The organism is Bacillus cereus group sp. BfR-BA-01408 (genome assembly GCF_022663305.1).
GTDB classification, from domain to species: Bacteria; Bacillota; Bacilli; order Bacillales; family Bacillaceae_G; genus Bacillus_A; species Bacillus_A pacificus.
Genome location: NZ_JAKUFF010000012.1, coordinates 1 through 25,083, shown reverse-complemented (window position 1 = coordinate 25,083; position 25,083 = coordinate 1). Strand labels below are relative to the sequence as shown.

The following is a 25,083-nucleotide window of genomic DNA, read 5'->3' as shown; positions in this document are numbered from 1 at the left end:
AGGCACATCAAACAGACGTTCAAATACCTATCTTTTTTGAACGCTTGAACCTCCATCTTCTCCCATCCAGACTGTACTGTCGGCTTTGGAATCACACCAAATCCTGCCTTAACGGCTCGCGGGCTTAGAACAAAATCACATATAGTTCATCACCGCCGGTCGGGATTTTCACCCTGCCCCGAAGATAGACCGATATTCTATTTTCTACTTCATTATACAACAACATGATCGTATTGTGAACAAAAAAATCGTAACTTATTAAAAATAAGTTATTAATTTTACATAATCAAAATCATTCATTATATTTTACAATACACTCCATATTTTTTAGTATTCGGCATTTCTCCTATGAATCCCCTAGTCATATATAATTAAAAGTGATAAGATGTTGAATTGTTAAGATAAGAACATTTTCTGGATTATGGAGGAAATGTCATGAAGAAAGAAAAGAGACACTCTATTCGAGAAACAATGAAAAAAAACTTAAGGAAAGAATACTTTTACTTAAAAAAAGAATTACTTTTCTACTGTCCAATTGATTTAGGCACATTCTCAAGCGAGACATACTATGCTGCTTTCGATGAAGATGGCATCAGTATTTATCAGTATGATAAAAAGTCAGAAAGTAAATTAAAATTATGTGAGCGTCATCCATGGAAGAGTTGGAATAAAGTAAAGGTTGATCATTATTTGACAACTTCACAATTTATTTTTCAAGGTGAGCGAAACTGGATATTATCCCTTTTCCAAAAAGGAAAAGACGCTCAAAAAATAATAGAAGAGCATACAACTTTACAAATTGAAGTTGTTTCCCGCTCTTTCTTAAAAAAGCTTCCTGGTTTCCGTTCTAATGCACCGTTGAATAAATACATCGGCAGCATTTGCTATACTGCACTCATTGCATTTTTATTAAAATGGATGATTCCATTTCAAGGACCACAAATCGCCCTGTACTCTATTTCAATCGGTTGTATGCTTCTTGGTTTACTTTGTTTGACAATTGGTTTAATTGAACCGACTATTGTACTATTTCGAACAAACGAAAAAACAAGAGCGAAAGTATTTTACTTATATAGCTACTTAGCTATTTCTGGATTTATATGTGTCTTTATTTTTTGGTAAAAAAGAGCTAGTTTTAACTAGCTCTTTTTTTACTTTACATATAATTGTTGATTTGGATAAATCAGCTCTTGTTGCAACCCATTTTTTTCTTGAATTTCCTTAACTGACATTCTAAATTTCCGCGCAATGCTAACTAGAGTGTCGCCTTTTTGGACGACGTATAACGATGAAGAAACTGCTTCATTTCTTTGTTCATGTAAAACAAGCAATGGATTCATCGCATTCTTTTTTGCCATCGTCCATCTTCCTTGATGAACTTCTAAATGTAAGTGTGCACCTCGGGATTCTCCTGTATTTCCTACTTCTCCAATTATTTCTCCTTTTGAAATATAATCCCCTTGAACTACATATCTCTTATTTAAATGTGCATACACAGCCTCATATTCTCCATGTTTAATAAAAACAACGTTTCCATAACTACTTGAATAATAAGACTTTGTTACCTTACCTTCTTGAATAGCTGACACAGGCGCGCCGATCGGTGCCGCTATATCTATACCGTAGTGTTTTCCGTGCCTTGTTCCAAAATAATCACTTATCTGTCCTTCAACAGGCCATGCCCATTGATTTCCCTCTGCGTACACATGTAATTGAGATAAAAATAGTACTGTCAATAACATGACGCCATATTTTAAAGCTTTCATATACATCCTCCGTTTTCTAATTACGACCATACCTTCTCTATTTTGGTATATTACAGAAAAAACTATACAAAAAAAGAAAGTGAATCACTCCACTTCCTTCTCTTTCTTATCACGAAAAACGATTGCACTGCGATTATACTCTACATCTTTTACTTGTAATCGAGCGTTTATTACTCTAGCTACTGCAAATAAATAATCAGATAATCTATTTACATACTTTAGAACAACTTCATTTATTTCTCCTTCTTTTTGCAGGGACACGATACATCGTTCTGCTCGCCTTACAACTGTACGTGCAATATGAATAGCAGCTGCCGACTCGCTTCCACCTGGTAAAATAAACCGTTCTAGTGGCGGTGCTTCTTCTGTATACGAATCGATCCTACTTTCTAAGTTTTCGACCATTTCAATTTTTACTTTATAAGGAATTTTCTCGCCTACTATCGCCAAGTCTCCCCCGCAATCAAATAGTTCATGTTGAATCGTTTCAAGTTCATTGTAAATATCTCCGAAAGACCCGCCTTGTAGTTTAGTCATCGCATATCCAATATGAGAATTCGCCTCATCTATTGTGCCATATGCTTCAACTCGGATATTATCTTTATCCACTCTGCCGCCTATTACACTTGTTGTCCCTTTATCTCCTGTTTTTGTATATAATTTCATCGCTTTACGACACCCCTCTCATCATTCTTCATTTGACTAAGTTAGAAAAAAAGTTCTACTATTATTTATTTAATTGATTTTACAAAAAAATAAACAACAGTAGAACTTTATTCATTATCAACTTTAAAAACGTATATCTAAATTATACGATTCGGTAAATATACAGAGAATGTAGTTCCCTCTCCAACGACACTTGAAACAGCAATTTTCCCATCATGGCCTTGCACAATATTTTTTGCAATCGCAAGCCCGAGTCCTGTTCCACCTTTTTTCCCACGTGTTCTTGCTTTATCAGCTTTATAGAAACGATCAAATAAAAATGGAATATCTTCTTCTGGAATACCAGCGCCCGAATCTTGTACTTCAAAAATAAGACCATTATTTTTCGTATCAATTACAAGCGTTACATGTCCACCTGCGTTCGTATGACGTATTGCGTTATCAATTAAATTCGTCAATACTTGTTCCATACGATCTGCATCAAACGGGTATTGCTCAATTGGATTTTTGAAATCAACCGTTAACGCGACTTCTTTATCCTTTGCAATTCCTTGGAATTTACGACCTATTTTTTCAACGAAAGGATGAATATCAACTTCACCTATATGTAACTCTACATTACCACTTTCCATACGCGCTAAATCTAACAATTCATTTACAAGTTTCCCTAAACGAACGGATTCATCATAAATGATTTGAACAAACTCGTTAATTTCTTCTTTTGTTTGCACAATATCATCTAAAATTGCTTCACTATACCCTTGGAGCATGACCATCGGTGTACGAAGTTCATGTGATACGTTCGCAATAAAGTCTTGGCGCATTTTCTCAAGACGGCGTTCTTCCGTCATATCACGCAATACAGCTACAGCCCCACGAATTTTCGTTTGATTGTAAAGCGGCGTCATAAGAACTACATAGTTACCTTTTTGTAAATTAATTTCAACCACTTGTTGTTGTTCGCTTTCTACAACGAGATGGAATAGTTCAACAAGTTCAGAAGGTAGTTTTTTACTGAGCTCTATCTCTTTTTCTTCTTGCCAAACTTGTAAGAAATGTTCAGCCGGCGGATTGATTACAACGACTTCACCCTCTTGATTTAATGTAATAACCCCATCTGCCATACTACTTAAAATACTAGCTAACTGTTCTTTCTCTTGCTGCAGGGCATTCATATTAAACTTCAACTGTTTCCCCATTTGATTTAAGGCTGTTGCAAGCTCACCAATCTCGTCCTGGGATACCATAGGAGCTTTTGCATCAAACTTCCCACGCGATACCTCAAAAGCAACCTCACGCATTTTACGAAGCGGTGCTGTAATTCGAGTAGATAAGAAGAATGCAAAGAAAGTTGTTAATATAATCGCAATCCCTGCTGATAAGAATATAAAATCAGTCGTTCTTTCCATACCTTGTATCGGCACTTGTAAAGATTCGTATACAAACACTGCACTTTGATTTTTTGACTGTACTGGTTTTCCAACAATCATAATATCATTTTCAGTATTTTTATTCTTTCTACTATTAGAGGCTTTTCTAATGTTATTCTTAATTTCTTTTTTGTCTGTAAACACAGCCGCTAATTCTTTATCTTCTTTTAAGTCGTCCATTGTAAGAGTGACTAATCCTTCTTGTTTCGGTGAAGAAGATATTTCTTTTCCATCTTCTACAATAATGATCCTTGAAAGTGGATCAGAGAATTTGTATGCGATATTCTCAATCGTTTTTACATCGGCACCTTCTTCAATTAACTCTGAAACACTTGTTGCAACTTTTTGAAGCCTAGCTTCACTCATATCAACATAATATGTTCTAAAAAACTGTGAAAGTAAAATCGCAACAAATCCAAGCACGAACGAAACGAGAAGTAATATGGTCATCCATAACTTCCCTACTACACTTCTCCAAAGCATCAGTCGTTCACAACCTCAAACTTGTAACCTACTCCCCAAACGGTAACAATCATCTTCGCAGCATCGGGTGATTTTTTACTTAACTTCTCACGTAAACGCTTTACATGCGTATCAACTGTACGTAAATCTCCGAAGAATTCATATTGCCATACTTCTTTTAGCAATTGCTCACGATCGAATACTTTATCAGGCGCTTTCGCTAAGAATAATAGTAATTCGTATTCTTTCGGTGTTAAGTTCACCTCATTACCATCTGCTGTAACACGGTGTGCATCATTATCAATTGTTAAATGAGGGAATACAGTAACATCTTTTGTCGTTGTATCTTGTGTAAAGAATGTTGTTGGTACAGAACGGCGTAAGACCGCTTTCACTCGAAGCACTACTTCACGTGGGCTAAATGGTTTCACAATATAATCATCAGTTCCTACCTCAAACCCTTGTACTCGATTTACTTCTTCACCTTTTGCTGTCAACATAATAATTGGCGTCGCTTTCTTCTCACGAACCCCTTTACATACTTCGATACCATCTTTACCCGGCATCATAAGATCTAATAAAATTAAATCATAATCATTTTGCAGCGCCATTTCTAAAGCTGTATCACCATTGTCTGCTTCTTCAATTGTGTATTGTTCTCTCTCTAAATACATTTTCAACAAACGACGAATACGATCCTCATCGTCTACAATTAAAATTCTTGATTCATTTTCCATTTCTACCCGTTGCGTACTTTTACCACAACGGTTCACACCTACCCTTCTATACTATTATGTTGCGCTATTCTCGTTTATTTAAGCAATCTTCTAAATGTTTCACTTCCCATATTATGCTTCACAAGAATAATAAAGTTTGTTCAATTTTTTTCCAAAACTATGTATTTTTTTTGAACAGTATATAATGTCCTCGACATCATTTTACAAAATCAACCGCTACTTTGTCATGTTTTTCTCAAAAAAGAAGAAAAGTTGACAAAAATAAAATAGGAAAGTGACATACACTCTCCTATTTTATTTCTCTATGCGTATGAATGTAAACCCGCGATAATTAAGTTTACTACAATAAAGTTAAACATAATGATTGCAAAACCAATTACCGCTAACCATGCTGACTTCTCTCCGTGCCACCCTTTTGATAAACGTAAATGTAATACCGCCGCATAAAAGAGCCAAGTTATAAGTGCCCAAACCTCTTTCGGATCCCAGCCCCAAAAACGTGTCCACGCTATTTGAGCCCAAATCATGGCGAAAATTAATGCACCTAATGTGAAAACTGGGAATCCAATTGCAATAGAACGATATCCTATTTCATCTAACAAATCGCTATTCGTATTTTTCACTAACGGCTGAAGTGCCGCTGATACTCGTTTACGTAAAATTAGCCTTAATACGATATAGAGTAACGTTCCAACTAACACTGACCAAATAACAGTATTTAATTTTTTCGCATTTACAATCGCCGGAACTTCAACTGTCGGCTCTAATTTATTTTCTGTCAGTAACTTCCCTTCATGCGGTCCCACTAAAGCCGGAAGATTGTATTTCATTTCCACTTGTTGTTCATTTTTATCAATCCATTGAAACTTCGCTTCATATTTCATACTAGAATATACCGTTGTTACTCCAATAAACCCAACTGTACAAACAAGTGTGAATACTACCGTCTCTAGCCAAAATGTACGTTTACTTTTCACTGATTGATCTACATTTTTCAATAAATACATAACGCCCGTAATAAAACTAATTGCTAAAATTGCTTGTCCTGCAGCCGCAGTCGTCACGTGAATATGTAACCAATTACTTTTTAAAGATGGAATAAGCGGTGATATTTCCCTCGGAAACATACTTGCATAAGCAATTAATAAAAGCGCAACTGGTAATGCAAATAGTCCGATTATACTTACGCGGTACATAAAGTACATGACAATAAATGCTCCGACAAGCATCATGCCGAAAAACGTACCAAATTCAAAAAAGTTACTAACTGGCGCATGACCTGATGCGATCCACCTTGTTACAAAATAAACTGTTTGTGCAATAAACCCTAAAATTGTAATCGTTATTCCTACGTTTGCCCATTTATGACCCTTTTCTTTAATTGCTCCCCCAAAAAATAGAGTGGCAATTAAATATAAAATAAATGCGGTAAAGAGAAAGTTACTACTTATTTGCACCATATCGCGTTTCCCCACCTTAACTAATTTTTTTATCGACTACTTTATCATTTGGTTGCGGAATTGCTGTACCTTCTAGTACTCTTTCAATATCTTTCTTTAAACCGAACCAGTTTTTATTCGTATGTCCTGCAATCCACCATTCATCATTAACGCGTTGTATCCAAATACGGCGATGATTCCAATACATTCCTTGAATGACACCAACCATAAATATAAATCCTCCAATACCGAGAATCCAAAGTGTTAAATCTTTCCTTACAGTAAGTGCTGTTGCATTTTGCATTTCCACGCCTGCAAACGACATTTTATATTTGTTATTCCCATCAGGTTCTATATTTTGCTGAATACCAACAAAACTCACTTCACCATCTGGTGTTTCAGGCGTAAACATTTTAAATACAAATGCAGGGTTGTTTGGTAATTTTGTTTTTGTATTTGGCCTTCCATTCTCATCAAAATAAAAATCAGGGAAATAGCTTAATAGTTCTAAAGAATAACCATTTCCTAAATCATATTTTTCTGCAGGGTTTGTTAAATCAACTTTAATCGGTCCCCACTTTTGATTATTTTCTTTATTTTGCAAACGGAAGGACATACTTTTAAATTCATTTTCTCTATAACTCAATTGATAAACAGCAAATTGATCAAATTTCAGCGGTTCATTTACTCGAATTTCAACTTCTTTTACTTTTTCCAATTTTGGTTTTTGTCCAGCTGTCTTTTCACCTACCGCTTTATATAATACGGCATTCGTTTGGAAGTTTTTCGCAATCATTTTATCACCTACACGGTCAATTGCTTCATCAAAAACTTCCTTGTCCTTACTTTTATCATAAACTTCCTTTATAAACTTCTCACTTTTTAAATAATATTGGCCATCCGTCCCTGGTATTTCTTTCGTTTCACCATCACGTAACCAAAGCGTTTCATCTACATACATACTCGGTAAAAAACGAAGCATCGCACCGAATAAAAAGATAATAAGACCGATATGATTTACATATGGACCCCAACGCGAGAAACGTCCCTTTTCTGCTAAAACGTTTCCGTCTTCCACTTTCACATTATAGTTCGTTTTCTTTAAGTTCTTTTGAACTTTTTCAAAATCTCCCTCTTGCGGTGTACCAGTGCCATATAATCTTTGTCTCTTTAAAAAGCTAGGGTGTCTTTTTACCCCTTGCTTCTTTAAAGCTTTATAAAGTGGAATGACACGGTCTAAGCTACATATCACAAGAGAAATACCAATTGAAGCAATTAACATCATATACCACCATGAACCGTATAAATTATTAAAGCCTAATTGATAGTATAATTGCCCTAAAAATCCGTATTCTTGCTTATAATATTCAGCTGGTGCAATTCCTGGAGTTATGTACATTTCTTGCGGAAAAATAGTCCCTATCGCCGATGCAGCTAAAGTGATTACAATGAGCCATACACCTACTTTTACAGAAGAGAAAAAGCTCCAAATTTTATCAATAATCGTTTTTGTTTGCGTGAGAGATCTCCGAGCACTCCCCTCATAGCGCATATCCAATAGTTTTATATTTTCATTGCTTTCAAATGGTTTCCCACAAGCTTCACAAAAAACAGTTCCTATCGGATTCACATGTCCACATTCACATTTAATTTCTTTCAACACTCTCACCGCCCCTGTATCTATATGTACTATTGTATATTCTAACCTCAAGTTACCGCAATACTCAGAATTTTTAAACCGAAGGCACTATAGGTAAGCGCCTTGTATGTAAAGGTTTTCTTTATTACGGAGTGATTTTCTTTAAATACTCCTCCAATTGTTCCTTCGTTTGTTCACCTTTAATCTCTTGAATCACCTTACCATCTTTATCAATCAAGAAGCTTGTTGGTAATGGTATTACTCCATACGTTTTTATAATTTCTCCACCTTTATCGATTGCAACGGGGAACTTAAGATCGTATTGTTTCACAAAATTCTTAACAGCAATATCCGTTTCATCTGCATCTAACGCAATGATTTCAACACCTTTTTCTTTATACTTTGGATATAGTTCATTCATATAAGGCATTTCTTTCTCACAAGGTTTACACCACGTACCCCAAAAGTTTAAAAATACACCTTTTCCCTTAAAATCTTTTAGCTCAATTTTCTTTCCTTCTAAATCTGTCACAACAAAGTTAGGTGCTTCTTTTCCAATTTCCATTTTCTCTTCTTTAGAGAAATATCCTTGATAAAGTGTAAATCCTACAGCACCGCTTAAAATGAGCAGAATAATAACGCGAAATAATAAGCGATTTTTTTTCATATTGTTTCCCCTCTCTTCGACGAGTGATGAATATATGTATTTTTAATAAATCACCAGCGGAGCATTCCACTGGTGAAAGTTTCACAATATCGATTAGCGAGGCTTTGTAGAAGCCAATGCACGTAATTGTTTCACCTCATGCGGTGTCAATTCTCTTGCATCACCAGGTCGCAAGCTACCCACTTCTAAAAAGGCGTAGCGTTCACGCTTTAGTTTCACTACTTTACAGTCTAAAGCTTCAAACATACGACGTACTTGACGGTTACGACCTTCATGAATTGTTAATTGTACAATCGCCATTTCTTTACGCTTGTCCCAAGAAATGATTTTCACACGCGCTGGTGCTGTTTTTCCGTCTTCTAACATAACACCGCGTTCTAACATGCGAATTTTCTCACCTGTTAGAGGACCTTTTATTTTTGCAACATATGTTTTTTCAACTTTATATCTAGGGTGCATTAATACATTTGCGAAGTCCCCATCGTTTGTCATTAATAATACGCCAGACGTATCATAATCTAATCGTCCGATTGGGAATAAACGTTGTGTAATTTCCGGGAAAAAGTCTGTTACAACACTTCTTCCTTTATCATCTGATACACTTGAAATTACGCCAGTTGGTTTATATAGTAAAAAATAAACAGGTTCTTCTTTTTCAAGAGGAATGTTATTCACTTCTACTTTATCTTGAGGAGTTACTTTCGTTCCTAACTCCTTCACTATTTTTCCGTTAACTTTCACTTTTCCTTGCTGAATTAATTCCTCAGCCTTTCTTCTCGATGCAATACCTGCTTGCGCAATCACTTTTTGTAATCGTTCCATTTCTTTTTTTCACCTCGAATTTATCTTACCTTACATTAGAAAGACTTGGCAACCGCATACGCTTAACGGCTTTTCGCTTCCTCTTACTTAAACAACATAGCGATGATAATAAACATATAAAGGTCAAATCATGGTTTTACCTTTTATTATTGTCCATATTTTTCATATTGCTCACAATAAAAGTTCATTATTTTGTCAAAAATACCGCATAAAAAAACCACTATTAAGCAACACCTTAATAGTGGTCGTATACGTATTATAAGCGAAATAGCATAAAAAATGAATAGTATTACTTAAACATTAAAGAAACAAACACAATCGAACAAATAATTCCGATTAAATCAGCAAAAAGTCCTACTTTTAATGCATCTCCCATTTTTCTAATTCCAACAGCTCCGAAGTATACTGTTAAAATATAAAAAGTCGTATCTGTACTCCCTTGCATCGTAGAAGCCAATCGCCCAATGAATGAGTCTGGTCCATATGTGGCAATTAAATCGGTCGTAATACTTAAACCAGCAGAGCCCGAAATAGGGCGTATAAGTGCCAGTGGAACAATTTCTGCTGGGACATGAATTAAATCTAACATCGGCTTCATTACTGATATCATTGCATCCAATGCACCTGAAGCTCGAAATATAGAAATAGATACGAGCATTCCAACCATAAACGGTAAAATAGAGATTGCAATTTGAATCCCTTCTTTCCCCCCCTCAACGAACGATTCATACGTCGGCACTTTCTTTATCGTTCCATATAAAAGGATAAAACCAATTACACAAGGGATTACCCATAATGATATCGTATTAACAATACTCATTTTTTCCGCCCCTTCCTACTCCTTCTTCGGTAAAAATAGCGATCAATCCAAATCGCTCCGATCATAGAGAGTACTTGTGCAATGAATGTTACCCCAACAATTTCAGTTGGATTCGCTGATTCATACGTCATTCGAATCGAAATGACAGTAGTAGGAATTAAAGTAATCGCTGATGTATTTAACGCAAGAAACGTCACCATAGAACGGCTCGCCGAATCCTTTCCCCCATTTAACTCTTTCAATTGTTCCATCGCTTTTATACCAAGAGGGGTCGCAGCATTACCTAACCCAAAAAAGTTAGCCATCATATTCGATAAAATAAATCCCATTGACGGATGGTCCTTTGGTATTTCTGGAAACAATCTTTTTACTATCGGCATAAAAAGTGACACTAACTTTTTTAACAACCCTGCTTCCTCTGCAACTTTCATTAAACCGAGCCAAAATACTAAAACACTAATGAGCCCTATACAAATTGTTACTGCGTCTTTTGCTCCATCAAATACTGCTTTATTGATTGCTTCCATCGTTCCATTTATCATGGCATATACAATCCCTATGACTGCCATCGCTACCCATACGAGATTAACCATCGCTTCCAACACCTATCATATGAGAAAAAATTTCTTTCACATTATTCCAATACACTCCCGTTGTAGCTACTAACTTTCGTTTACTATAAAATAAATTTCGTTCTCCAACTTTCTCATTGCCAACATAAATTTCTGTCTTTCCAACCTTTACTCCATCCTTAAGTTTCGCACTTTTATCGAGTTCAACTTTTAATACGACATTCTTTCTTTCCTGCTCAGTTAAAGGTACCGCAAAACTATTTTTCGTATAAACATGATTGGCATATTTCTTTTCAGTTATTTCAGCAAGAGCTCCTTGTCCTACAACGTTTGTTTGTTTGAAACGTTCAAAACCTTTATCAAATAAATTCATATGATCATCCCAATCGCTAGAAGCGCTCAAAGTCACGACAATTAAATCTAGTCCATCTTTTGATGCTGTTGTAACAAGCGTCCGTCCTGCTTTCTTCGTAAAACCCGTTTTTCCTCCTGTTGCAAATTCATAATAAGACGTCACAAGTTTATGTTTGTTTTTCCACGGATAATCCCACGAATCTGATTTATACGTTTTTGTCCCAAAAATCTTCTTAAAGGTTTCGTTCCCCATTGCATACCTTGTTAAAAGTGCCATGTCATAGGCCGACGAATAATGGGATCCATCTCCATCCAAACCATGTGGGTTTGAAAAGTGAGTATCTTTCATTCCAATTTGTTTCGCCTTTTCATTCATTAAATATACAAACCCTTCTATACTCCCTCCTACATTTTCAGCAATTACTTGTGCTGCATCATTACCAGATCTAAGCATGAGTCCGTATACTAAATCCTCTAATTTTACTTTCTGTCCAGGCTTCAAATAAATTGCTGAGCCTTCTACTCTCACTGCTTCATTACTAACCGAGACCATTTCTTTCATTTTTCCTGACTCAGCAGCTAACAAGGCAGTCATAATTTTTGTTATACTAGCAATCTTTTGCGGCTCATGTTCTGCTTTTCCGTATAATACGCGACCTGACTGTTGCTCCATTAATACAGCATTTCGAGCACTAACATTGCTGGTCATCTTTGCATATGTAGGAATTGGTATAACGCTTGCGTACATAATAAGAAGCGTAATGATTACACAAATTCGTCTCATATTTCCCCCCACGTCCTTTTGGCACTTTTTGTACAAGTGTATGCTTGGCCTTTTAAAATATGAACGAAATCTCCCTCTCCTACCAATAAAAAAGACGCAGAGAATCTGCGTCTAATAAGGTGTCCATTCTATTTGTTTTGCACTTTCAAATCTTTTTTCTACATCCGGCCAATTTACAACATTCCACCAATTTTTAATATATTCATCTTTTCGATTTTGGTATTGTAAATAATACGCATGTTCCCACACGTCTAGTACAAGGAGCGGTATCGTATCCCATTGTGTAAATAATTGATGAAGTGTACTCTGTAAAATTTCTAATCTTCCCGATCGCGGAACCCAAACGAGAATTGCCCATCCTGAACCTTCCACTTTAGAGGCTGCTTCTGTAAAATGTTTTTGAAAACGCAAGAAACTTCCAAAATCTTGTTCAATCCGGTGTGAAAGAGCCCCTCTTGGACTTCCGCCGCCACCTTTTTTCATGTTATTCCAAAATATTGTGTGCAAGTAATGACCTGATCCATGAAAAGCAGCTTCTCTTTCCCAATGCTTAATTAAATCAAATTGATTTGTTTTTCTCGCTTCTTCCATCATCTTCTCTGCCTTATTTAATCCTTCCACGTAACTACGATGATGTTTATCATGGTGTAACATCATAATTTCTCTAGAAATATACGGTTCTAACGCATTATATGGATATGGTAGTGGCGGGAGTGTATGCCCTCCAATTGGAACAGCTCGTTCACTATCCCCTCTTTCACATAGTTCATATTCCTCTTCTCCCTGCACGAATACTTCCTGCAAATGATGCTGAATATGTTCTACATCATCACTTATTTCATACATAAACTCTGCATCTGTATCATACTCATGCTCTTTCATACGATCTAATAACGTTTGAATTTTATAAGCAAGCATATGGACATCATACACTTCCATTGCACGGCTATCTAATACGTGAAGAACACTTTCACACCAGCTTTCTACTTCATGAAAGTAATCTGTGAATACACCTTGCTGACTCATGTTACACCTCCTTAATGCTATCCCCTTAAATATATTCAAAGGAAATCCCTTATATAACTGTGCAAAAGGAAAAGAAGCTAAGTACCCTTAGCTTCTTTTTCACAATTAATATTTGTGTAACATCTTTGTTTGGTAATCCGTCTCATAATATTCTAGTTCTTCACGCATCAATTGAAATTTACCTTCTAAATTCTTCATTACTTGCTCTATAGATGCAGGTGGCGTTTGTTGAAAAACGATGGAGTTTTTCCCTGTATAAGCAGATCGACTATTTTCATACCAATGATCACTCTTTGGTGAAAAAAACTCTGCAATTACTTGATGATAAATTTTATATAAAATCTTTTCAGCTGCTGTCTTTCGAAATGGCTGGCTATTTAACAAAACAAAACACGCATCATGCCCTTCTTCACAAAAAACGAGAAGACGTCTTATTGACGCTAATAACCCTTTATAATATTGTTCGTTTCCTGCCGGTGTCTCTTCTAATAAAGAAGGCAACGTATGATAATTTACATAATTGGTTATCAAATGAATAACATCTTCTAAAAACATAGAAACTTGTTCTGTTTGATTTTCCACCATTAGATTAGACATTTTTCCCTCTCCTTTGCCAGTTCACGCTATTTCTACTCTTTTATTTTTATGTAATTCAGCCAATATTTCTTGTACTTTCACGACTATTTCCTCATCAAAATATTGTTGGAATTCTTCTATATTATTTAAATACAAACGTTTTTGCATGCGAAGCTCATTCTCTTTCAGTAAACAACAGATCGCTACAATATCCCGCAAATATATGTCTTGATTTTCTACTTTACATACCGGATTTCCTTCAAAAGGAGTAATTTCTTGTAAAACTTCTTCAAAATATCGAACATATAAAACAGAAAAGGTTCTTTCTTTATCATTTAATATATATGTCACTTCAGATCTATTAAAGAAATCTTCTGATGTATTAGGTTTTGCTTTCTCTAGCTCATATCCCGCATAACCTATTATAATCATCTACTTCCCCTCTCTTCCTTCTTTCAATTTATTTTAACTTAATTTTCTGACAAACGAAATACTCTTTTAAATATAATCCCTATAAAAAAATAGCTTCCTCATACAGGAATTTACCTTTTTATTTTTCTTGAAGTTTGTCATAATAATATTATTGTCTCAGTTTTCTTATACAAGGAGAGTTGTATTTATGTCGTTTTCATGGAAACGTTTCTTACAAATCGGGAAAATTATCTTCCCATTTGTTGTATTAACCATTGTATTCTTTCAAGCAAAAAAAGAATTAGCAGGCATTTCTTTTTTAGAAGCAATCAATACAATTAAAAACATTCCAACCGGAGGAGTCTTTTTAGCAATTACACTTGGTGCATTTGCCGTATCAACAATGTTCTTTTACGACTATGTTATGCTTCGTTATTTAAAAGCTGATATACCTGTCCAAAAGATTTTTCGTATCTCATGGATTGCTAATACCTTAAATGGATTTATTGGATTTGGTGGTCTCGTTGGAGCGGGTGTACGTACGATGCTTTATCGTCCATACATAAAAGAAAATGGCAAGCTGATTAAAAGTATCGCCTGGATGACAACTGCTTTTATTAACGGACTCGCTATTCTTTCATTCCTCGGCCTTATTGGGATATTAGACACAAGTTTTATTTTGCATGAAAAACCGTGGCTATGGCCTGTTTTGATCTTCTTCGCCCTTTTCGTCCCTATATACATCGGCTTTTCTAAACTAAAAAATAGAAAACCAAAGCAAACCGAAGGACAAGATGAACGAGAAGAAGAGAAAAATCCAACTGTTTTATACTCATTAGTTTCATTAGTTGAGTGGGTATCTGCTGGCATTGTTATGTACGTCATACTAATATTATTTGGCATTGATATCGAATTTCAAAAGTTTTTAGGTGTGTATGTCATTGCTGCTTTAGCTGGTGTTGTTAGTCTTGTACCTGGTGGACTTGGTTCATTTGACCTTGTCTTTTTAACTGGGCTCGGACAATATGGCATTGATACAGGCGTATTACTACCTGCTATGTTATTATATCGCCTCGTCTATTACATTTTACCATTCTGCCTCGGTCTTATTTTTGCAGCTTTTGAAATGACAGGCGTGGCCATTAAAAAGTTTGAAGACAAACCTTTTATTGCGCCTGCATTAGAAACAACTGGTGTTATATGGACTTTGCAGCGTGATTTTCTAGGAAAACTAGGTTCATGGGCCTCTGCTGCTTTAACAGTATTTGCTGGATTAATGGTTATTTTATCGACCATTCTACCGACAAGTATAAACAGAGCACACGCCTTACATATTCTAGCTCCAAAACATCTTATTCAATTTTCTTTTAGCTTATCACTAACATTCGGTATTCTCCTCCTAATCCTTTCACGAGGCATATATTATGGAACAAAGCGTTCTTACTATATGACGATTGTTTCTTTAATCGGAGCAGCTATCTTTAATACGCTAAAAGGGATTGATATTGAAGAAACGTTTATTTTATTAATTGTACTCGCTGTATTATATATGCTTCGTAAAAGATTTGTACGCGAGAAAATGGAAGTCTCACTTTCTGATATCGTAAAAGTTTTTATATTCTTACTTATAACTTTATATTTATATAAAAACTTAGGGATTTTATTTGCAGGTGCAAAAGAAGCTTTTAAACCTGATTTTGTCGTTCGTAATATTACGCAAGTAAAACGAAGTGCATTAGCAGCTGCCTTTTTCGTTCCTACATTTTTACTGATTGGCTCACTCATTGCTAATCGTTATCGAAATGAATTTCCCGGGCAACCAGCTAACGATAAAAGATTGCAAAACTTTTTAGATGAACATGGTGGAAATGTACTTAGTCATTTAGGTTTTTTAGGTGATAAACAATTCTTCTTTAGTAGTGATGGGAAAGCGCTCCTTCTCTTCTCTATAACTGGAAAACGTCTTGTTGTGCTAGGTGATCCAATTGGAGATCCTTCCTCCTACCGTACTGTGTTACAAGAGTTTTTAGCTGAAGCTGACCGATTTGGATACATTTGTGTATTCTACCAAATCGAAAGTAAATGGATGAGTTTATATCATGATTTTGGTTACAACTTCTTTAAGCTTGGTGAAGAGGCTGTCGTTGACTTGAACACATTTACAATAACAGGAAAAAAACGTGCCGGTATGCGAGCAACTTTCAACCGTTTTGAACGAGAAGGCTATACATTCTCTATTCACCAGCCGCCGTTCTCAGATGAACTATTTGAAGAATTAAGAAAAGTTTCAGATGCGTGGCTCGGTGGAAAAAAAGAGAAAAGTTTCTCACTCGGATACTTTGATCGTGAATATATTAGCCGTGCTCCTATCGCTACATTATCTGATGCAGATGGAAAAATCATTGCATTCACGACATTTATGCCCGTATATCAAGACGGATCATTGTCTGTTGATTTAATGCGCTATTATCCAGATGCGCCTAGCGGCATTATGGATGCAATTTTCATCCACCTATTCCAGTGGGCAAAAGAAAATGAATACCACTCCTTTAATATTGGTATGGCACCACTTTCAAATGTAGGTTTATCGACACAATCTTTCTGGTCTGAACGGGTTGCTGCTGCCATCTTTAATAATGTTCGTTACACATATAGTTTCAGCGGGTTACGACATTTTAAAGAAAAATATAAACCAGCATGGAGCGGTAAATATTTAGCATTTAGAAAGAATCATTCTTTACCAATTACAATGCTCTCTGTAACAAAATTAATAGGAAAAAGAAAAAACAGCTAAATAGTTAGCTGTTTTTCCTTTTTTGAACTTGTACAATAAATTCTTTTTCATATTTCTTACCATTTATATAGAAATCTCCCCATATTTTGTACGTTCCTTCAGCAGGAAATGTAATACGGTATTGTAATTGTCCATCTGTATCAACAGGGATTGCATATAAAAAATTTTCTCTCGTTTCGTCCACAATATAGAGCGCCTCCACTTCTCCTCTCTCTGAATGTAATTTCAATTTTTCACCCTTTTTCGCTTGAAATTGAAATGTTAACGTCACTGGCTCATTCGGATGCAGTGCACCGAATAAAAGAGAAACTTCATACTCCCCTATTTTTTTTGTAAGTACACTATCGATTGGAAATTTTACTTTTTTCTTATTTTTCGCCTCTATTTCCTTCCCAAAATCTTTCTTCGCAAATGATTGCACAGACTTATTTTTGTCTTCATATAAAAATATTGTATATCCTTCATCTTTCGCTATTTTAGAAGATACCTTATATGATCCATTTCCTGCGAATGTAGGTTTCATTTGTTGTACATGTTTTAATTGTCCGTCTACAATAACTGCCCGAATTTGATCATTCACACCACGCACTTCGCTACTTTTATTATTTAATAATTGAAACACAATATCTGCTTTCTCATTTCCTTTTCCATTTGACACATCCCATTTTACTTCCTGAACATCACCTACAGTCTCTGTAGTTTCTTGATACTTTTTTATGTAAAATCCGCCTACTACAACAAATAGCAAAGCAACGAGTCCAATGACAAGATTTTTCAAAACATCACCTACCATTTTTATAGTCTCTATTCATACAAAACTTCTTACATATATATTCTAGATGACAATTTATGAAATCCTTCTGTTTTGCACATATTACAAATAATAAAAAGATTTTAATTGAAAGGATTCGTAGTGTATAATGCAAATGATATTGATTTCTATCAATACATTATAAGGAGGACTTTTCATGAGTGTACATATTGAAGCAAAACAAGGCGAAATTGCTGAATCTATTCTATTACCTGGTGATCCATTGCGTGCAAAATATATTGCTGAAACATTTCTAGAGGACGTTACTTGCTATAATAACGTGCGTGGTATGTTAGGTTTCACTGGAACTTATAAAGGAAAACGTGTATCTGTGCAAGGTACAGGTATGGGTGTTCCTTCTATTTCTATTTATGTAAACGAATTAATCCAAAGCTACGGAGTTAAAAATTTAATTCGCGTTGGAACTTGCGGTGCCATTCAAAAAGACGTAAAAGTACGTGACGTTATTATTGCAATGACAGCTTGTACGGATTCTAATATGAACCGTTTAACATTCCCAGGATTTGATTTTGCACCAGCTGCAAACTTCGATCTTCTAAAGAAAGCTTACGATGCTGGAACTGAAAAAGGCCTACACGTTCGTGTTGGTAACGTTTTAACAGCAGATGTATTTTACCGCGAAAGCATGGACATGGTTAAAAAGCTTGGAGATTACGGTGTACTAGCAGTAGAAATGGAAACAACTGCGCTTTACACATTAGCAGCGAAATACGGTGTAAATGCGTTATCTGTATTAACAGTAAGCGATCACATTTTCACTGGTGAAGAAACAACATCTGAAGAGCGTCAAACTACATTTAACGAAATGATTGAAATCGCTTTAGATGCAGCAATTCAACAATAATACATTAAAGAACTCGTCATACGTCTGTCGAGTTCTTTTTATGTGACTTTTTATAAAAAACTACTTTCGGAAGAGACAGATTTTCTCCTCTACTTTTTTGTAACGTTTGTTATAATAAAGAAATCATTTACAGTATTTCTCACAAGAGGTGACGCAGTGAAAAACAGAAGTATCGTCTTTAAACTATTTCTATTAACATCAACATTATTTACAATCATATTCCTCCTTTTTTTCCTAGGACAATCTCTATTTTTAGAGAAATTTTATATTAATAAAAAAGTAAAAACAGTACAAACTGCTTTTGAGAAGTTTGTAGATGCTTACGAAAAAAGTGATAAAAGTGATAAAAGTTATGAAGAAATTCGAAAACTAAAACAAGAATTTCATGATAAAACAAATGCTGACATGCAATTTTTAAATGCGAATGGCATTATTAAAAGCGACAGCAATTACTATATTGATGTATTTAATCCTAAAAATAATGAAACATATTCCATTCCGCTCAATAATCTTTTAACACCCGAAGAATATAAGAAATTCGAAAACTTAGGATTGAAAAAAGACGATGTGATAAACGTCGTCGGTTTACTACAAAACAATACAATAACACCAATAAAATTGACAACAAATTATAATAGATGGCAAAACGAATATACCAATTCAGATTTTTCATCTATTAATGGTAACCCTTCTAAAAATAGACTTACAAACCGATACAAAACTGTTACTCAAATTGAGTTTACTGGTACGATCTCTAAGTTACAGCTTCCATCGAAAGCGGAGGTTCGTCTTGCAAATGATATTGAAACATTACAAGCCGTTCAATATTTTGCAGAGCTTATTAGAAATGGCACTGCTAACTCGCAGCAATTAAACACTTATATAATAGATAGCGGGGAGAATATAAAGAATAGTATCTTTGTAAAACCTATTATAGAAAATGGAGAGATTACAGAATATGCTTTTGCGATAGCATCTTTGCAACCTGTTAATGAAGCGATGCTCGTTTTGAAAGATTATTATGTCTATGCCTTAATCATCGTATTTCTCGTAATTATTTTGTTATCCTTCTACTACTCAAAAATCATTGTGAAACCATTAATTAAAATGAATCGCGTTACAAAGAAAATGGCCAATTTTGATTTTAGCGAAAAATTACCTGTAACAGCAGACGATGAAATTGGAGGGCTTTCCGGTAGTATTAATACGTTATCTGTAAATTTAAAAGACCGAATCGATCGATTAAATGTTGCCAATACAAAATTACAACAAGATATTGAACGTGAACGTCAATTAGAAAAAACGCGAAAAGAATTCATTTCTGGTGTATCACACGAATTAAAAACACCGCTCAGTGTAATTAGAAGTTTCGCTGAGGGAATTAAAGATGGCGTTAGTAAAGATACGACGTATTACACAGATGTTATTTTAGAAGAAACTGAAAATATGAACAGACTTATTGTTGAAATGTTAGAATTAGCAAAATTAGAATCAGGTACGTACAAACTAGATATGACGACGTTCTCAATCGGTGAATTAATTCAACAAGTCTATACAAAGTTATTATTTAGCATGGAGGAAAAGCATTTACAAGTGAATATAGATGTAGACCCTTCTATATTTGTGAAAGCGAATCGTAGTCGTATTGAACAAGTAGTTGTGAATTTACTTAGCAATGCAATTCGCTATACACCAGATGGAGAAAAAATACAAGTCTCCGTTATGGAAATGGAAGATACAGTAAAAGTTGAAATCGAAAACACAGGAAACCCTATTCCAGAAGAAAGTCTTGAAAAAATTTGGGATCGTTTCTATCGTTTAGATGCATCGCGTAGCCGTCATACTGGTGGTACTGGTCTTGGATTATCTATTGTTAAAAATATTTTAGACCTCCACCATGCCGAGTACGGTGTATATAATACGACTAATAGTGTTGTATTCTACTTTAATTTACAAAAAGTAAAAGAAGTCAAATAATTTGTCTTAATTTCACTAGGAGTTCACATGAAATTCACACTCTCCCTTTATAGTAAGAAACAAGTTAATCCTTTCCTTTACACATATAAAAGAGGAGAGTGCGTGAAATGAAACAAGCAGGACAACCTATTCAAAACGAAAAACAATTAGAAACTATCAAAAATATACTTTTACAATCTTCGAAACGTGATGGCTTATTATTCGTATTAGCTGTAAATTCTGGCTTAAAAGTAAGCGAAATCTTACAATTAAAAGTTAGTGATGTAATCGATGAAAATGAAAATGTTCGCCATTCCATTTTATTTTACAATGAAAAAGTAAAGAAACATAAATGGTTCGCTGTAAATGAAGACTTACAGCACGCGATCGAAGACTATATGAAAGAACGTAAAACTTGGAAACGTAATGAACCATTGTTAAAGTCTCAAAAAGGAACAAAATCTATTACGAGACAACATGCGTGGTACATTTTAAACAAAGCTGCAAAAGAAGTTGGATTAGAAGGGATTAGCTCACATACACTTCGAAAAACTTGGGGATATTGTGCATACAAATCAGGTGTTGATATCGCATTTTTACAACACTTCTTTGATCATAGTACTCCATCAAAAACTTTAAAGTATATCGGTATTGCTTAATAACTCTTATACATAAAAAAGGTTACCATTTATAAATGGTAACCTTTTTTATGTTTCACATTCTCTTTTCTTGTCTCTCCTATATTGTAGTGGTACTCTAATAGTAAGGGGGAGAAATTATGAACACTTTAACAATTGAATTACCGAAAGAAACGGCTGAAAAACTTGATTTATTAAAACAAGCTTATGAAAAGAAAACAGGTGCTTCTATTTCTGAGAGTACTCTTGTTCAAACACTTATCTCAAAAGAATTTATCCAAGCGATAACTCCTTTTGATTTACAACAATTCATCACTAGCAAAGAACAGCATTAATTGCTGTTCTTTTTTTATACTTTATCCCGCATTAACGGGCAGTAAGACCCCACCTCAAAATTCAGCGGAAGCAAAGAAGTTAGGTGGGTGGGGGGCGGGCTGCCCGTAAAAGCCCGATTGCTTCAACTAATAATCAGTGGGGGATGAACACCCCCCCACTGATTAAAGTTTCACTTTATCAGGGGTTTGCCGGAAATCTACCTCGAAACAATTCCTTACTTTAGCCAAACTTCTATTAGGCATCTCCCTATCGTTACTACCTCACAAAAAATTTTTTATTTATTTTCAGGAAAACCATTGACAATGATAATGATAACCATTATCATTTATTACGAAGCCAACAATTGATGAATCAACCAAACGCTCAGTAACATTGTTACCCCTCTTTTTCATATAGAAAGGCACTGTACATTCCCCCTGTTTGTACAGTGCCTTTCTTGTTTATTATCACTCAAACAAATTTAATTGCTCAGGCTTTGGCTCACCATATGTAATGTTCATCATTTTCATAAGCTGTTTCGCATTATCAGCTGCATCTCCGCCTGAATTATTGTTAAATAGTACGTATATGTCCTTTGTCTTCTTTTTTAATTGTTCTAGTCTTTCTACCCATTCTTCTAATTCTTTATTGTTGTAGCGATATAAGCAACGAACCGCTCTCCAATTTTCCCCTTTATCAAGCCAGCCATGAACATTTCGGCCATGAAAACGTATTAACACCATCTCTGCATTCGTTACTTCTAATACGAGTGGTACTGAACCCATCCCTGCTTGTGGCTCATCACAAATTGTATGAATCCATTTCTCTTGCTCTAGAAACTGTAACGTCTTATCTCTCATTTCTGGATAAAACCATGTTTGATTTCGAAATTCTATTGCACACGGCAAACCTTCCATTTTTTCTTTCGTATATCGGAGAAAATCTACATTTTTCTTTTTACAATCAAACCATGGTGGATATTGAAATAAAATCGTTTTTAATTTACCAGCTTCAATTAAAGGAAGAATAGATTGTTTATATACATCAAACATCTCATCGAACGTAGAAAAAGGAATTTCACCTTTCATATGTCCTGTCATTCCTTGATATGCTTTGACGATAAAAGAAAAATCTTTCGGTGTTTCCATTGCCCATTTTGTATAGTTTCGTGCAGGTTGCATCGCATAAAATGAACTATCCACTTCTACTATAGGGAAATACTCACTATATGTTCGTAATTTATTTCTATTTTCATAGGGGTCTATATATAAAGAATCATGATCTCCCCACCCTGTTACTCCAATGAAAAGCAAATATATTCCTCCCTTTTTAACTTCACCTACTATCCATTCTACTCACTTCCTGAACACTTCGACCAATCAATTTCATTAAGTAGTCCCTTCTTTAAGAGTATCCGTATAAAAATATGATATACTAGATGGAAGAATTTTTAAATTGAGGGGTTATTTATTTATGCTTCCAAAAGATGATATTGTGTGTCATGAAAAACGAATAGAAGAATTAGAAAATAAAGTACGTTTTTATGAAGAACTTGTGAATCAATTACCACATCATTTCACATATAAAAATCCACAGATTGGTTTACAAATAAAGAAAACGAGATCAACTCATTCTATTCAAAACATACAAAAAGAGAATAAAGAGGCTGATTTTCAGCTTACTTGCGATTCATTATTTTTATTTAAACAACTTGAAACATACTTTGTTCATATTTTTGATGCTTTTTCACATCATGTAACCTTTGTTGATAATAAAGGAAATATAACTTTATGTAATCAGGCTGCGGCAGATGATTTTGGTGTAGTACGAAATGATATAATCGGAAAACCAATTCAACAATTACTAAAATTACCTGAAGAAAAAATTAAAGCTCTTGAAACATTAAGAACAGGCACAGAAATATATAATGAAGAAGTTTTAGACAAAAACTATGGCATTTTAAATAACCGGATTATTCGTGATTATAACGGAGAAATTTTTAGAGTTATTAGTGTCTTTCATTATTTAAACACAGAACGTGATGCAGAAAAATTTTCGTTAGCAGGGCGAATTGCAGCTGGTATTGCACATGAAGTACGTAATCCTCTTACAACCGTACGAGGTTATTTACAATTTTTACAAGAAACTGTTTCTCCATCTAATAAAGAACTATTTAAAAACTTACTTATTCCTGAATTAGATCGCGCAAATAGTATCATTACAAAATTTTTATCTATTTCAAAAACACGTGAATTTACAAGAGAACCCTTTCCAATTAATACATTTTTACGTGATTATATTCAACAGTTACTAGCTAGCGAAGTCTTTTTACATAACATTTCAATTGATTATAATTTTTCTACCGAATTAGATGATATTTTAGTTCATATTGATCGTCATGAACTTGTGCAAGTTTTTTTAAACTTATTCCAGAACGCTGTCGATGCTCAAGGAGAAAAAAAACTTTCTATCCAAATTACTAGTTACCGCCTAGATAATTTTGTTCGTATTACTTTCACTGATAATGGAACTGGTATTCCATCAGCGATTCAAGAATATATATTTGATCCATTCTTCTCAACAAAAGATTCCGGTACAGGACTCGGCTTGGCAGTAACGAAAAAAATTATTCAAAATCATAACGGTACATTAAAAATGACTAGTAATGAAGATGGTACTACTTTTACTATTTCAATTCCAATCTTACCTAAAACAGCCCTTGAAAGATTAAATCAAGACAAATAAAATAAAATCCAATCCACGAACTGCATGTCGATTGTTAAATCCCTTAACAATCGACATGCAGTTTTTTATGTTGAACTTTTCTTCTTTACATTATATGAAACCTTCTCTATATCTTACTTATTTGTTTGCCAAGCGGGCCAATTCCTTATTTTTTTAGAAATGGTAGTTTGTCCATCACGGATTTAGTATAAATTTCATTTTAATATATAGTAATGACTATTGATTCTATGAAAGAAAGGAATGAAAAGATGAACAATAAAAATAAAGGAAAAGTATTTTATGGTAATGACTGTTGCGAAGTCAGAGCTTGTAGTCATATTAACATCTCTAAGTCCGAACTTACAGAATTCGTTAGACTTCTTCAAGCTCTTGGCCAAGCTATTCAAGCTGTCTTTCAAAACCCTTCTCAAAATAATATCGATAACTTAATCGCTGCCCTAAATAACTTACAAAAATTTCTCAATTGCTTAGATTTATCTCCAGCACAAAAACAAATTGGAAATTCTATCATTGCTAATCTATTAACTATTTTAAGAACAACACCTTTCTCATGCGGAGCGTTGTACGTTGAACTACAAAGCCTGCTTAATTATTTATTGTATATCGCTAAGTTATTCAAAGTAGATTGTTGTACGACCGACAAACTAGTTAAACTCATAACAGAGATCCAAGCTATCCTAGTTCAATACGGGTCAGGATGCCTTGGAGGAGGAGGAGCAACTGGTGCTACGGGGGCTACGGGGGCTACTGGACCTCAAGGACCGGCGGGGGCTCAAGGTGCTACTGGG

At 34.8% G+C, this 25,083-nt stretch carries 24 protein-coding genes and 1 riboswitch; of the genes, 8 read left to right on the top strand and 16 right to left on the bottom strand.

Annotated elements, in window-relative coordinates:
• Positions 1–50: 50 nt before the first annotated feature.
• A riboswitch (FMN riboswitch) is annotated at positions 51–190 on the bottom strand.
• Positions 191–435: 245 nt separating this feature from the next.
• A complete protein-coding gene (locus MR083_RS08400) occupies positions 436–1,122 on the top strand; it encodes a hypothetical protein (protein WP_242268948.1) in 687 nt (228 codons plus the stop codon).
• Positions 1,123–1,151: 29 nt separating this feature from the next.
• Here the strand turns inward: MR083_RS08400 and MR083_RS08395 are convergent, their stop codons facing one another.
• The 14 genes from MR083_RS08395 to MR083_RS08330 all read right to left on the bottom strand — a co-directional run bounded on the left by MR083_RS08395 (position 1,152) and on the right by MR083_RS08330 (position 14,192).
• The gene (locus MR083_RS08395) at positions 1,152–1,766 is read right to left on the bottom strand and encodes a peptidoglycan DD-metalloendopeptidase family protein (RefSeq protein ID WP_000645699.1); all 615 of its coding nucleotides are present in this window, start codon (positions 1,764–1,766) and stop codon (positions 1,152–1,154) included.
• 84 nt (positions 1,767–1,850) lie between these two features.
• Positions 1,851–2,432 (bottom strand): cob(I)yrinic acid a,c-diamide adenosyltransferase, encoded by a 582-nt coding sequence (locus MR083_RS08390; protein WP_000781287.1) that lies wholly within the window; start codon positions 2,430–2,432, stop codon positions 1,851–1,853.
• A gap of 137 nt (positions 2,433–2,569) precedes the next feature.
• On the bottom strand, positions 2,570–4,345 hold the full coding sequence (resE, locus tag MR083_RS08385; RefSeq protein WP_000964682.1) for a sensor histidine kinase ResE: 1,776 nt from the start codon (positions 4,343–4,345) through the stop codon (positions 2,570–2,572).
• Positions 4,345–5,061, bottom strand: a complete 717-nt coding sequence (gene resD, locus MR083_RS08380) for a DNA-binding response regulator ResD (RefSeq protein ID WP_000426862.1) — start codon at positions 5,059–5,061, stop codon at positions 4,345–4,347. Before resD ends, resE begins: the two co-directional genes overlap by 1 nt.
• 302 nt (positions 5,062–5,363) lie before the next feature.
• The gene (gene resC / locus MR083_RS08375) at positions 5,364–6,521 is read right to left on the bottom strand and encodes a cytochrome c biogenesis protein ResC (RefSeq protein WP_000250096.1); all 1,158 of its coding nucleotides are present in this window, start codon (positions 6,519–6,521) and stop codon (positions 5,364–5,366) included.
• Positions 6,522–6,537: 16 nt separating this feature from the next.
• Positions 6,538–8,163, bottom strand: coding sequence for a cytochrome c biogenesis protein ResB (resB, locus tag MR083_RS08370; protein WP_242268946.1), 1,626 nt, complete (start codon positions 8,161–8,163; stop codon positions 6,538–6,540).
• Positions 8,164–8,284: 121 nt separating this feature from the next.
• On the bottom strand, positions 8,285–8,806 hold the full coding sequence (gene resA, locus MR083_RS08365) for a thiol-disulfide oxidoreductase ResA (protein ID WP_000742210.1): 522 nt from the start codon (positions 8,804–8,806) through the stop codon (positions 8,285–8,287).
• Positions 8,807–8,899: 93 nt separating this feature from the next.
• Positions 8,900–9,628, bottom strand: a complete 729-nt coding sequence (rluB, locus tag MR083_RS08360) for a 23S rRNA pseudouridine(2605) synthase RluB (protein ID WP_000440555.1) — start codon at positions 9,626–9,628, stop codon at positions 8,900–8,902.
• Between the two features lie 289 nt (positions 9,629–9,917).
• Positions 9,918–10,448: a spore maturation protein SpmB gene (gene spmB, locus MR083_RS08355; protein ID WP_000029511.1), complete on the bottom strand. Its 531-nt coding sequence runs from the start codon at positions 10,446–10,448 to the stop codon at positions 9,918–9,920.
• On the bottom strand, positions 10,445–11,041 hold the full coding sequence (spmA, locus tag MR083_RS08350) for a spore maturation protein SpmA (RefSeq protein ID WP_000247807.1): 597 nt from the start codon (positions 11,039–11,041) through the stop codon (positions 10,445–10,447). Before spmA ends, spmB begins: the two co-directional genes overlap by 4 nt.
• On the bottom strand, positions 11,034–12,158 hold the full coding sequence (gene dacB, locus MR083_RS08345; RefSeq protein ID WP_001252623.1) for a D-alanyl-D-alanine carboxypeptidase DacB: 1,125 nt from the start codon (positions 12,156–12,158) through the stop codon (positions 11,034–11,036). Before dacB ends, spmA begins: the two co-directional genes overlap by 8 nt.
• A 111-nt stretch (positions 12,159–12,269) precedes the next feature.
• On the bottom strand, positions 12,270–13,184 hold the full coding sequence (locus MR083_RS08340; RefSeq protein ID WP_000082669.1) for a superoxide dismutase: 915 nt from the start codon (positions 13,182–13,184) through the stop codon (positions 12,270–12,272).
• 105 nt (positions 13,185–13,289) lie between these two features.
• Positions 13,290–13,781, bottom strand: coding sequence for a YpuI family protein (locus MR083_RS08335; protein ID WP_000067566.1), 492 nt, complete (start codon positions 13,779–13,781; stop codon positions 13,290–13,292).
• 21 nt (positions 13,782–13,802) lie between these two features.
• Positions 13,803–14,192, bottom strand: coding sequence for a hypothetical protein (locus MR083_RS08330; protein ID WP_000583785.1), 390 nt, complete (start codon positions 14,190–14,192; stop codon positions 13,803–13,805).
• Positions 14,193–14,379: 187 nt separating this feature from the next.
• Between MR083_RS08330 and mprF the strand changes: the two genes are divergently transcribed.
• Complete coding sequence (mprF, locus tag MR083_RS08325) at positions 14,380–16,965, top strand: bifunctional lysylphosphatidylglycerol flippase/synthetase MprF (RefSeq protein ID WP_000010863.1); 2,586 nt, start codon at positions 14,380–14,382, stop codon at positions 16,963–16,965.
• A 4-nt stretch (positions 16,966–16,969) separates the two neighbouring features.
• On the opposite strand, the gene MR083_RS08320 is transcribed toward mprF, so the two are convergent.
• Entirely contained in the window at positions 16,970–17,758 is a 789-nt protein-coding gene (locus MR083_RS08320) for a hypothetical protein (protein WP_074614873.1), read from the bottom strand.
• Positions 17,759–17,933: 175 nt separating this feature from the next.
• Here MR083_RS08320 and deoD point away from each other — a divergent pair, with 175 nt between their 5' ends.
• From deoD to MR083_RS08300, 4 genes are all read left to right on the top strand, one after another.
• A complete protein-coding gene (gene deoD / locus MR083_RS08315; RefSeq protein WP_000110707.1) occupies positions 17,934–18,641 on the top strand; it encodes a purine-nucleoside phosphorylase in 708 nt (235 codons plus the stop codon).
• A gap of 156 nt (positions 18,642–18,797) precedes the next feature.
• Positions 18,798–20,618, top strand: a complete 1,821-nt coding sequence (locus MR083_RS08310; RefSeq protein ID WP_242268943.1) for a sensor histidine kinase — start codon at positions 18,798–18,800, stop codon at positions 20,616–20,618.
• A 107-nt stretch (positions 20,619–20,725) separates the two neighbouring features.
• Positions 20,726–21,256 (top strand): tyrosine-type recombinase/integrase, encoded by a 531-nt coding sequence (locus MR083_RS08305; protein WP_000806236.1) that lies wholly within the window; start codon positions 20,726–20,728, stop codon positions 21,254–21,256.
• A 119-nt stretch (positions 21,257–21,375) separates the two neighbouring features.
• The gene (locus MR083_RS08300; protein WP_001094859.1) at positions 21,376–21,570 is read left to right on the top strand and encodes a DUF3924 family protein; all 195 of its coding nucleotides are present in this window, start codon (positions 21,376–21,378) and stop codon (positions 21,568–21,570) included.
• A gap of 447 nt (positions 21,571–22,017) precedes the next feature.
• On the opposite strand, the gene MR083_RS08295 is transcribed toward MR083_RS08300, so the two are convergent.
• On the bottom strand, positions 22,018–22,863 hold the full coding sequence (locus tag MR083_RS08295) for a DUF72 domain-containing protein (RefSeq protein WP_014893183.1): 846 nt from the start codon (positions 22,861–22,863) through the stop codon (positions 22,018–22,020).
• Positions 22,864–23,023: 160 nt separating this feature from the next.
• Here MR083_RS08295 and MR083_RS08290 point away from each other — a divergent pair, with 160 nt between their 5' ends.
• Together MR083_RS08290 and MR083_RS08285 are read left to right on the top strand one after the other, a co-directional pair.
• On the top strand, positions 23,024–24,295 hold the full coding sequence (locus MR083_RS08290) for an ATP-binding protein (protein ID WP_016716999.1): 1,272 nt from the start codon (positions 23,024–23,026) through the stop codon (positions 24,293–24,295).
• Positions 24,296–24,507: 212 nt separating this feature from the next.
• Positions 24,508–25,083: collagen-like repeat preface domain-containing protein (locus tag MR083_RS08285; RefSeq protein ID WP_242268940.1), on the top strand; the 576-nt coding region annotated here is incomplete at its 3' end.

Bases quoted from the DNA above. Each gene is read 5' to 3' on its own strand.
- resD (WP_000426862.1), bottom strand. From the start codon at position 5,061: ATGGAAAATGAATCAAGAATTTTAATTGTAGACGATGAGGATCGTATT.
- rluB (WP_000440555.1), bottom strand. From the start codon at position 9,628: ATGGAACGATTACAAAAAGTGATTGCGCAAGCAGGTATTGCATCGAGA.
- MR083_RS08395 (WP_000645699.1), bottom strand. From the start codon at position 1,766: ATGAAAGCTTTAAAATATGGCGTCATGTTATTGACAGTACTATTTTTA.
- MR083_RS08290 (WP_016716999.1), top strand. From the start codon at position 23,024: ATGCTTCCAAAAGATGATATTGTGTGTCATGAAAAACGAATAGAAGAA.
- MR083_RS08330 (WP_000583785.1), bottom strand. From the start codon at position 14,192: ATGATTATAATAGGTTATGCGGGATATGAGCTAGAGAAAGCAAAACCT.
- MR083_RS08400 (WP_242268948.1), top strand. From the start codon at position 436: ATGAAGAAAGAAAAGAGACACTCTATTCGAGAAACAATGAAAAAAAAC.
- mprF (WP_000010863.1), top strand. From the start codon at position 14,380: ATGTCGTTTTCATGGAAACGTTTCTTACAAATCGGGAAAATTATCTTC.
- MR083_RS08305 (WP_000806236.1), top strand. From the start codon at position 20,726: ATGAAACAAGCAGGACAACCTATTCAAAACGAAAAACAATTAGAAACT.
- resE (WP_000964682.1), bottom strand. From the start codon at position 4,345: ATGCTTTGGAGAAGTGTAGTAGGGAAGTTATGGATGACCATATTACTT.
- MR083_RS08340 (WP_000082669.1), bottom strand. From the start codon at position 13,184: ATGAGTCAGCAAGGTGTATTCACAGATTACTTTCATGAAGTAGAAAGC.
- MR083_RS08320 (WP_074614873.1), bottom strand. From the start codon at position 17,758: ATGGTAGGTGATGTTTTGAAAAATCTTGTCATTGGACTCGTTGCTTTG.
- deoD (WP_000110707.1), top strand. From the start codon at position 17,934: ATGAGTGTACATATTGAAGCAAAACAAGGCGAAATTGCTGAATCTATT.
- resA (WP_000742210.1), bottom strand. From the start codon at position 8,806: ATGAAAAAAAATCGCTTATTATTTCGCGTTATTATTCTGCTCATTTTA.
- dacB (WP_001252623.1), bottom strand. From the start codon at position 12,158: ATGAGACGAATTTGTGTAATCATTACGCTTCTTATTATGTACGCAAGC.
- spmA (WP_000247807.1), bottom strand. From the start codon at position 11,041: ATGGTTAATCTCGTATGGGTAGCGATGGCAGTCATAGGGATTGTATAT.
- MR083_RS08390 (WP_000781287.1), bottom strand. From the start codon at position 2,432: ATGAAATTATATACAAAAACAGGAGATAAAGGGACAACAAGTGTAATA.
- spmB (WP_000029511.1), bottom strand. From the start codon at position 10,448: ATGAGTATTGTTAATACGATATCATTATGGGTAATCCCTTGTGTAATT.
- MR083_RS08300 (WP_001094859.1), top strand. From the start codon at position 21,376: ATGAACACTTTAACAATTGAATTACCGAAAGAAACGGCTGAAAAACTT.
- resC (WP_000250096.1), bottom strand. From the start codon at position 6,521: ATGGTGCAAATAAGTAGTAACTTTCTCTTTACCGCATTTATTTTATAT.
- MR083_RS08335 (WP_000067566.1), bottom strand. From the start codon at position 13,781: ATGTCTAATCTAATGGTGGAAAATCAAACAGAACAAGTTTCTATGTTT.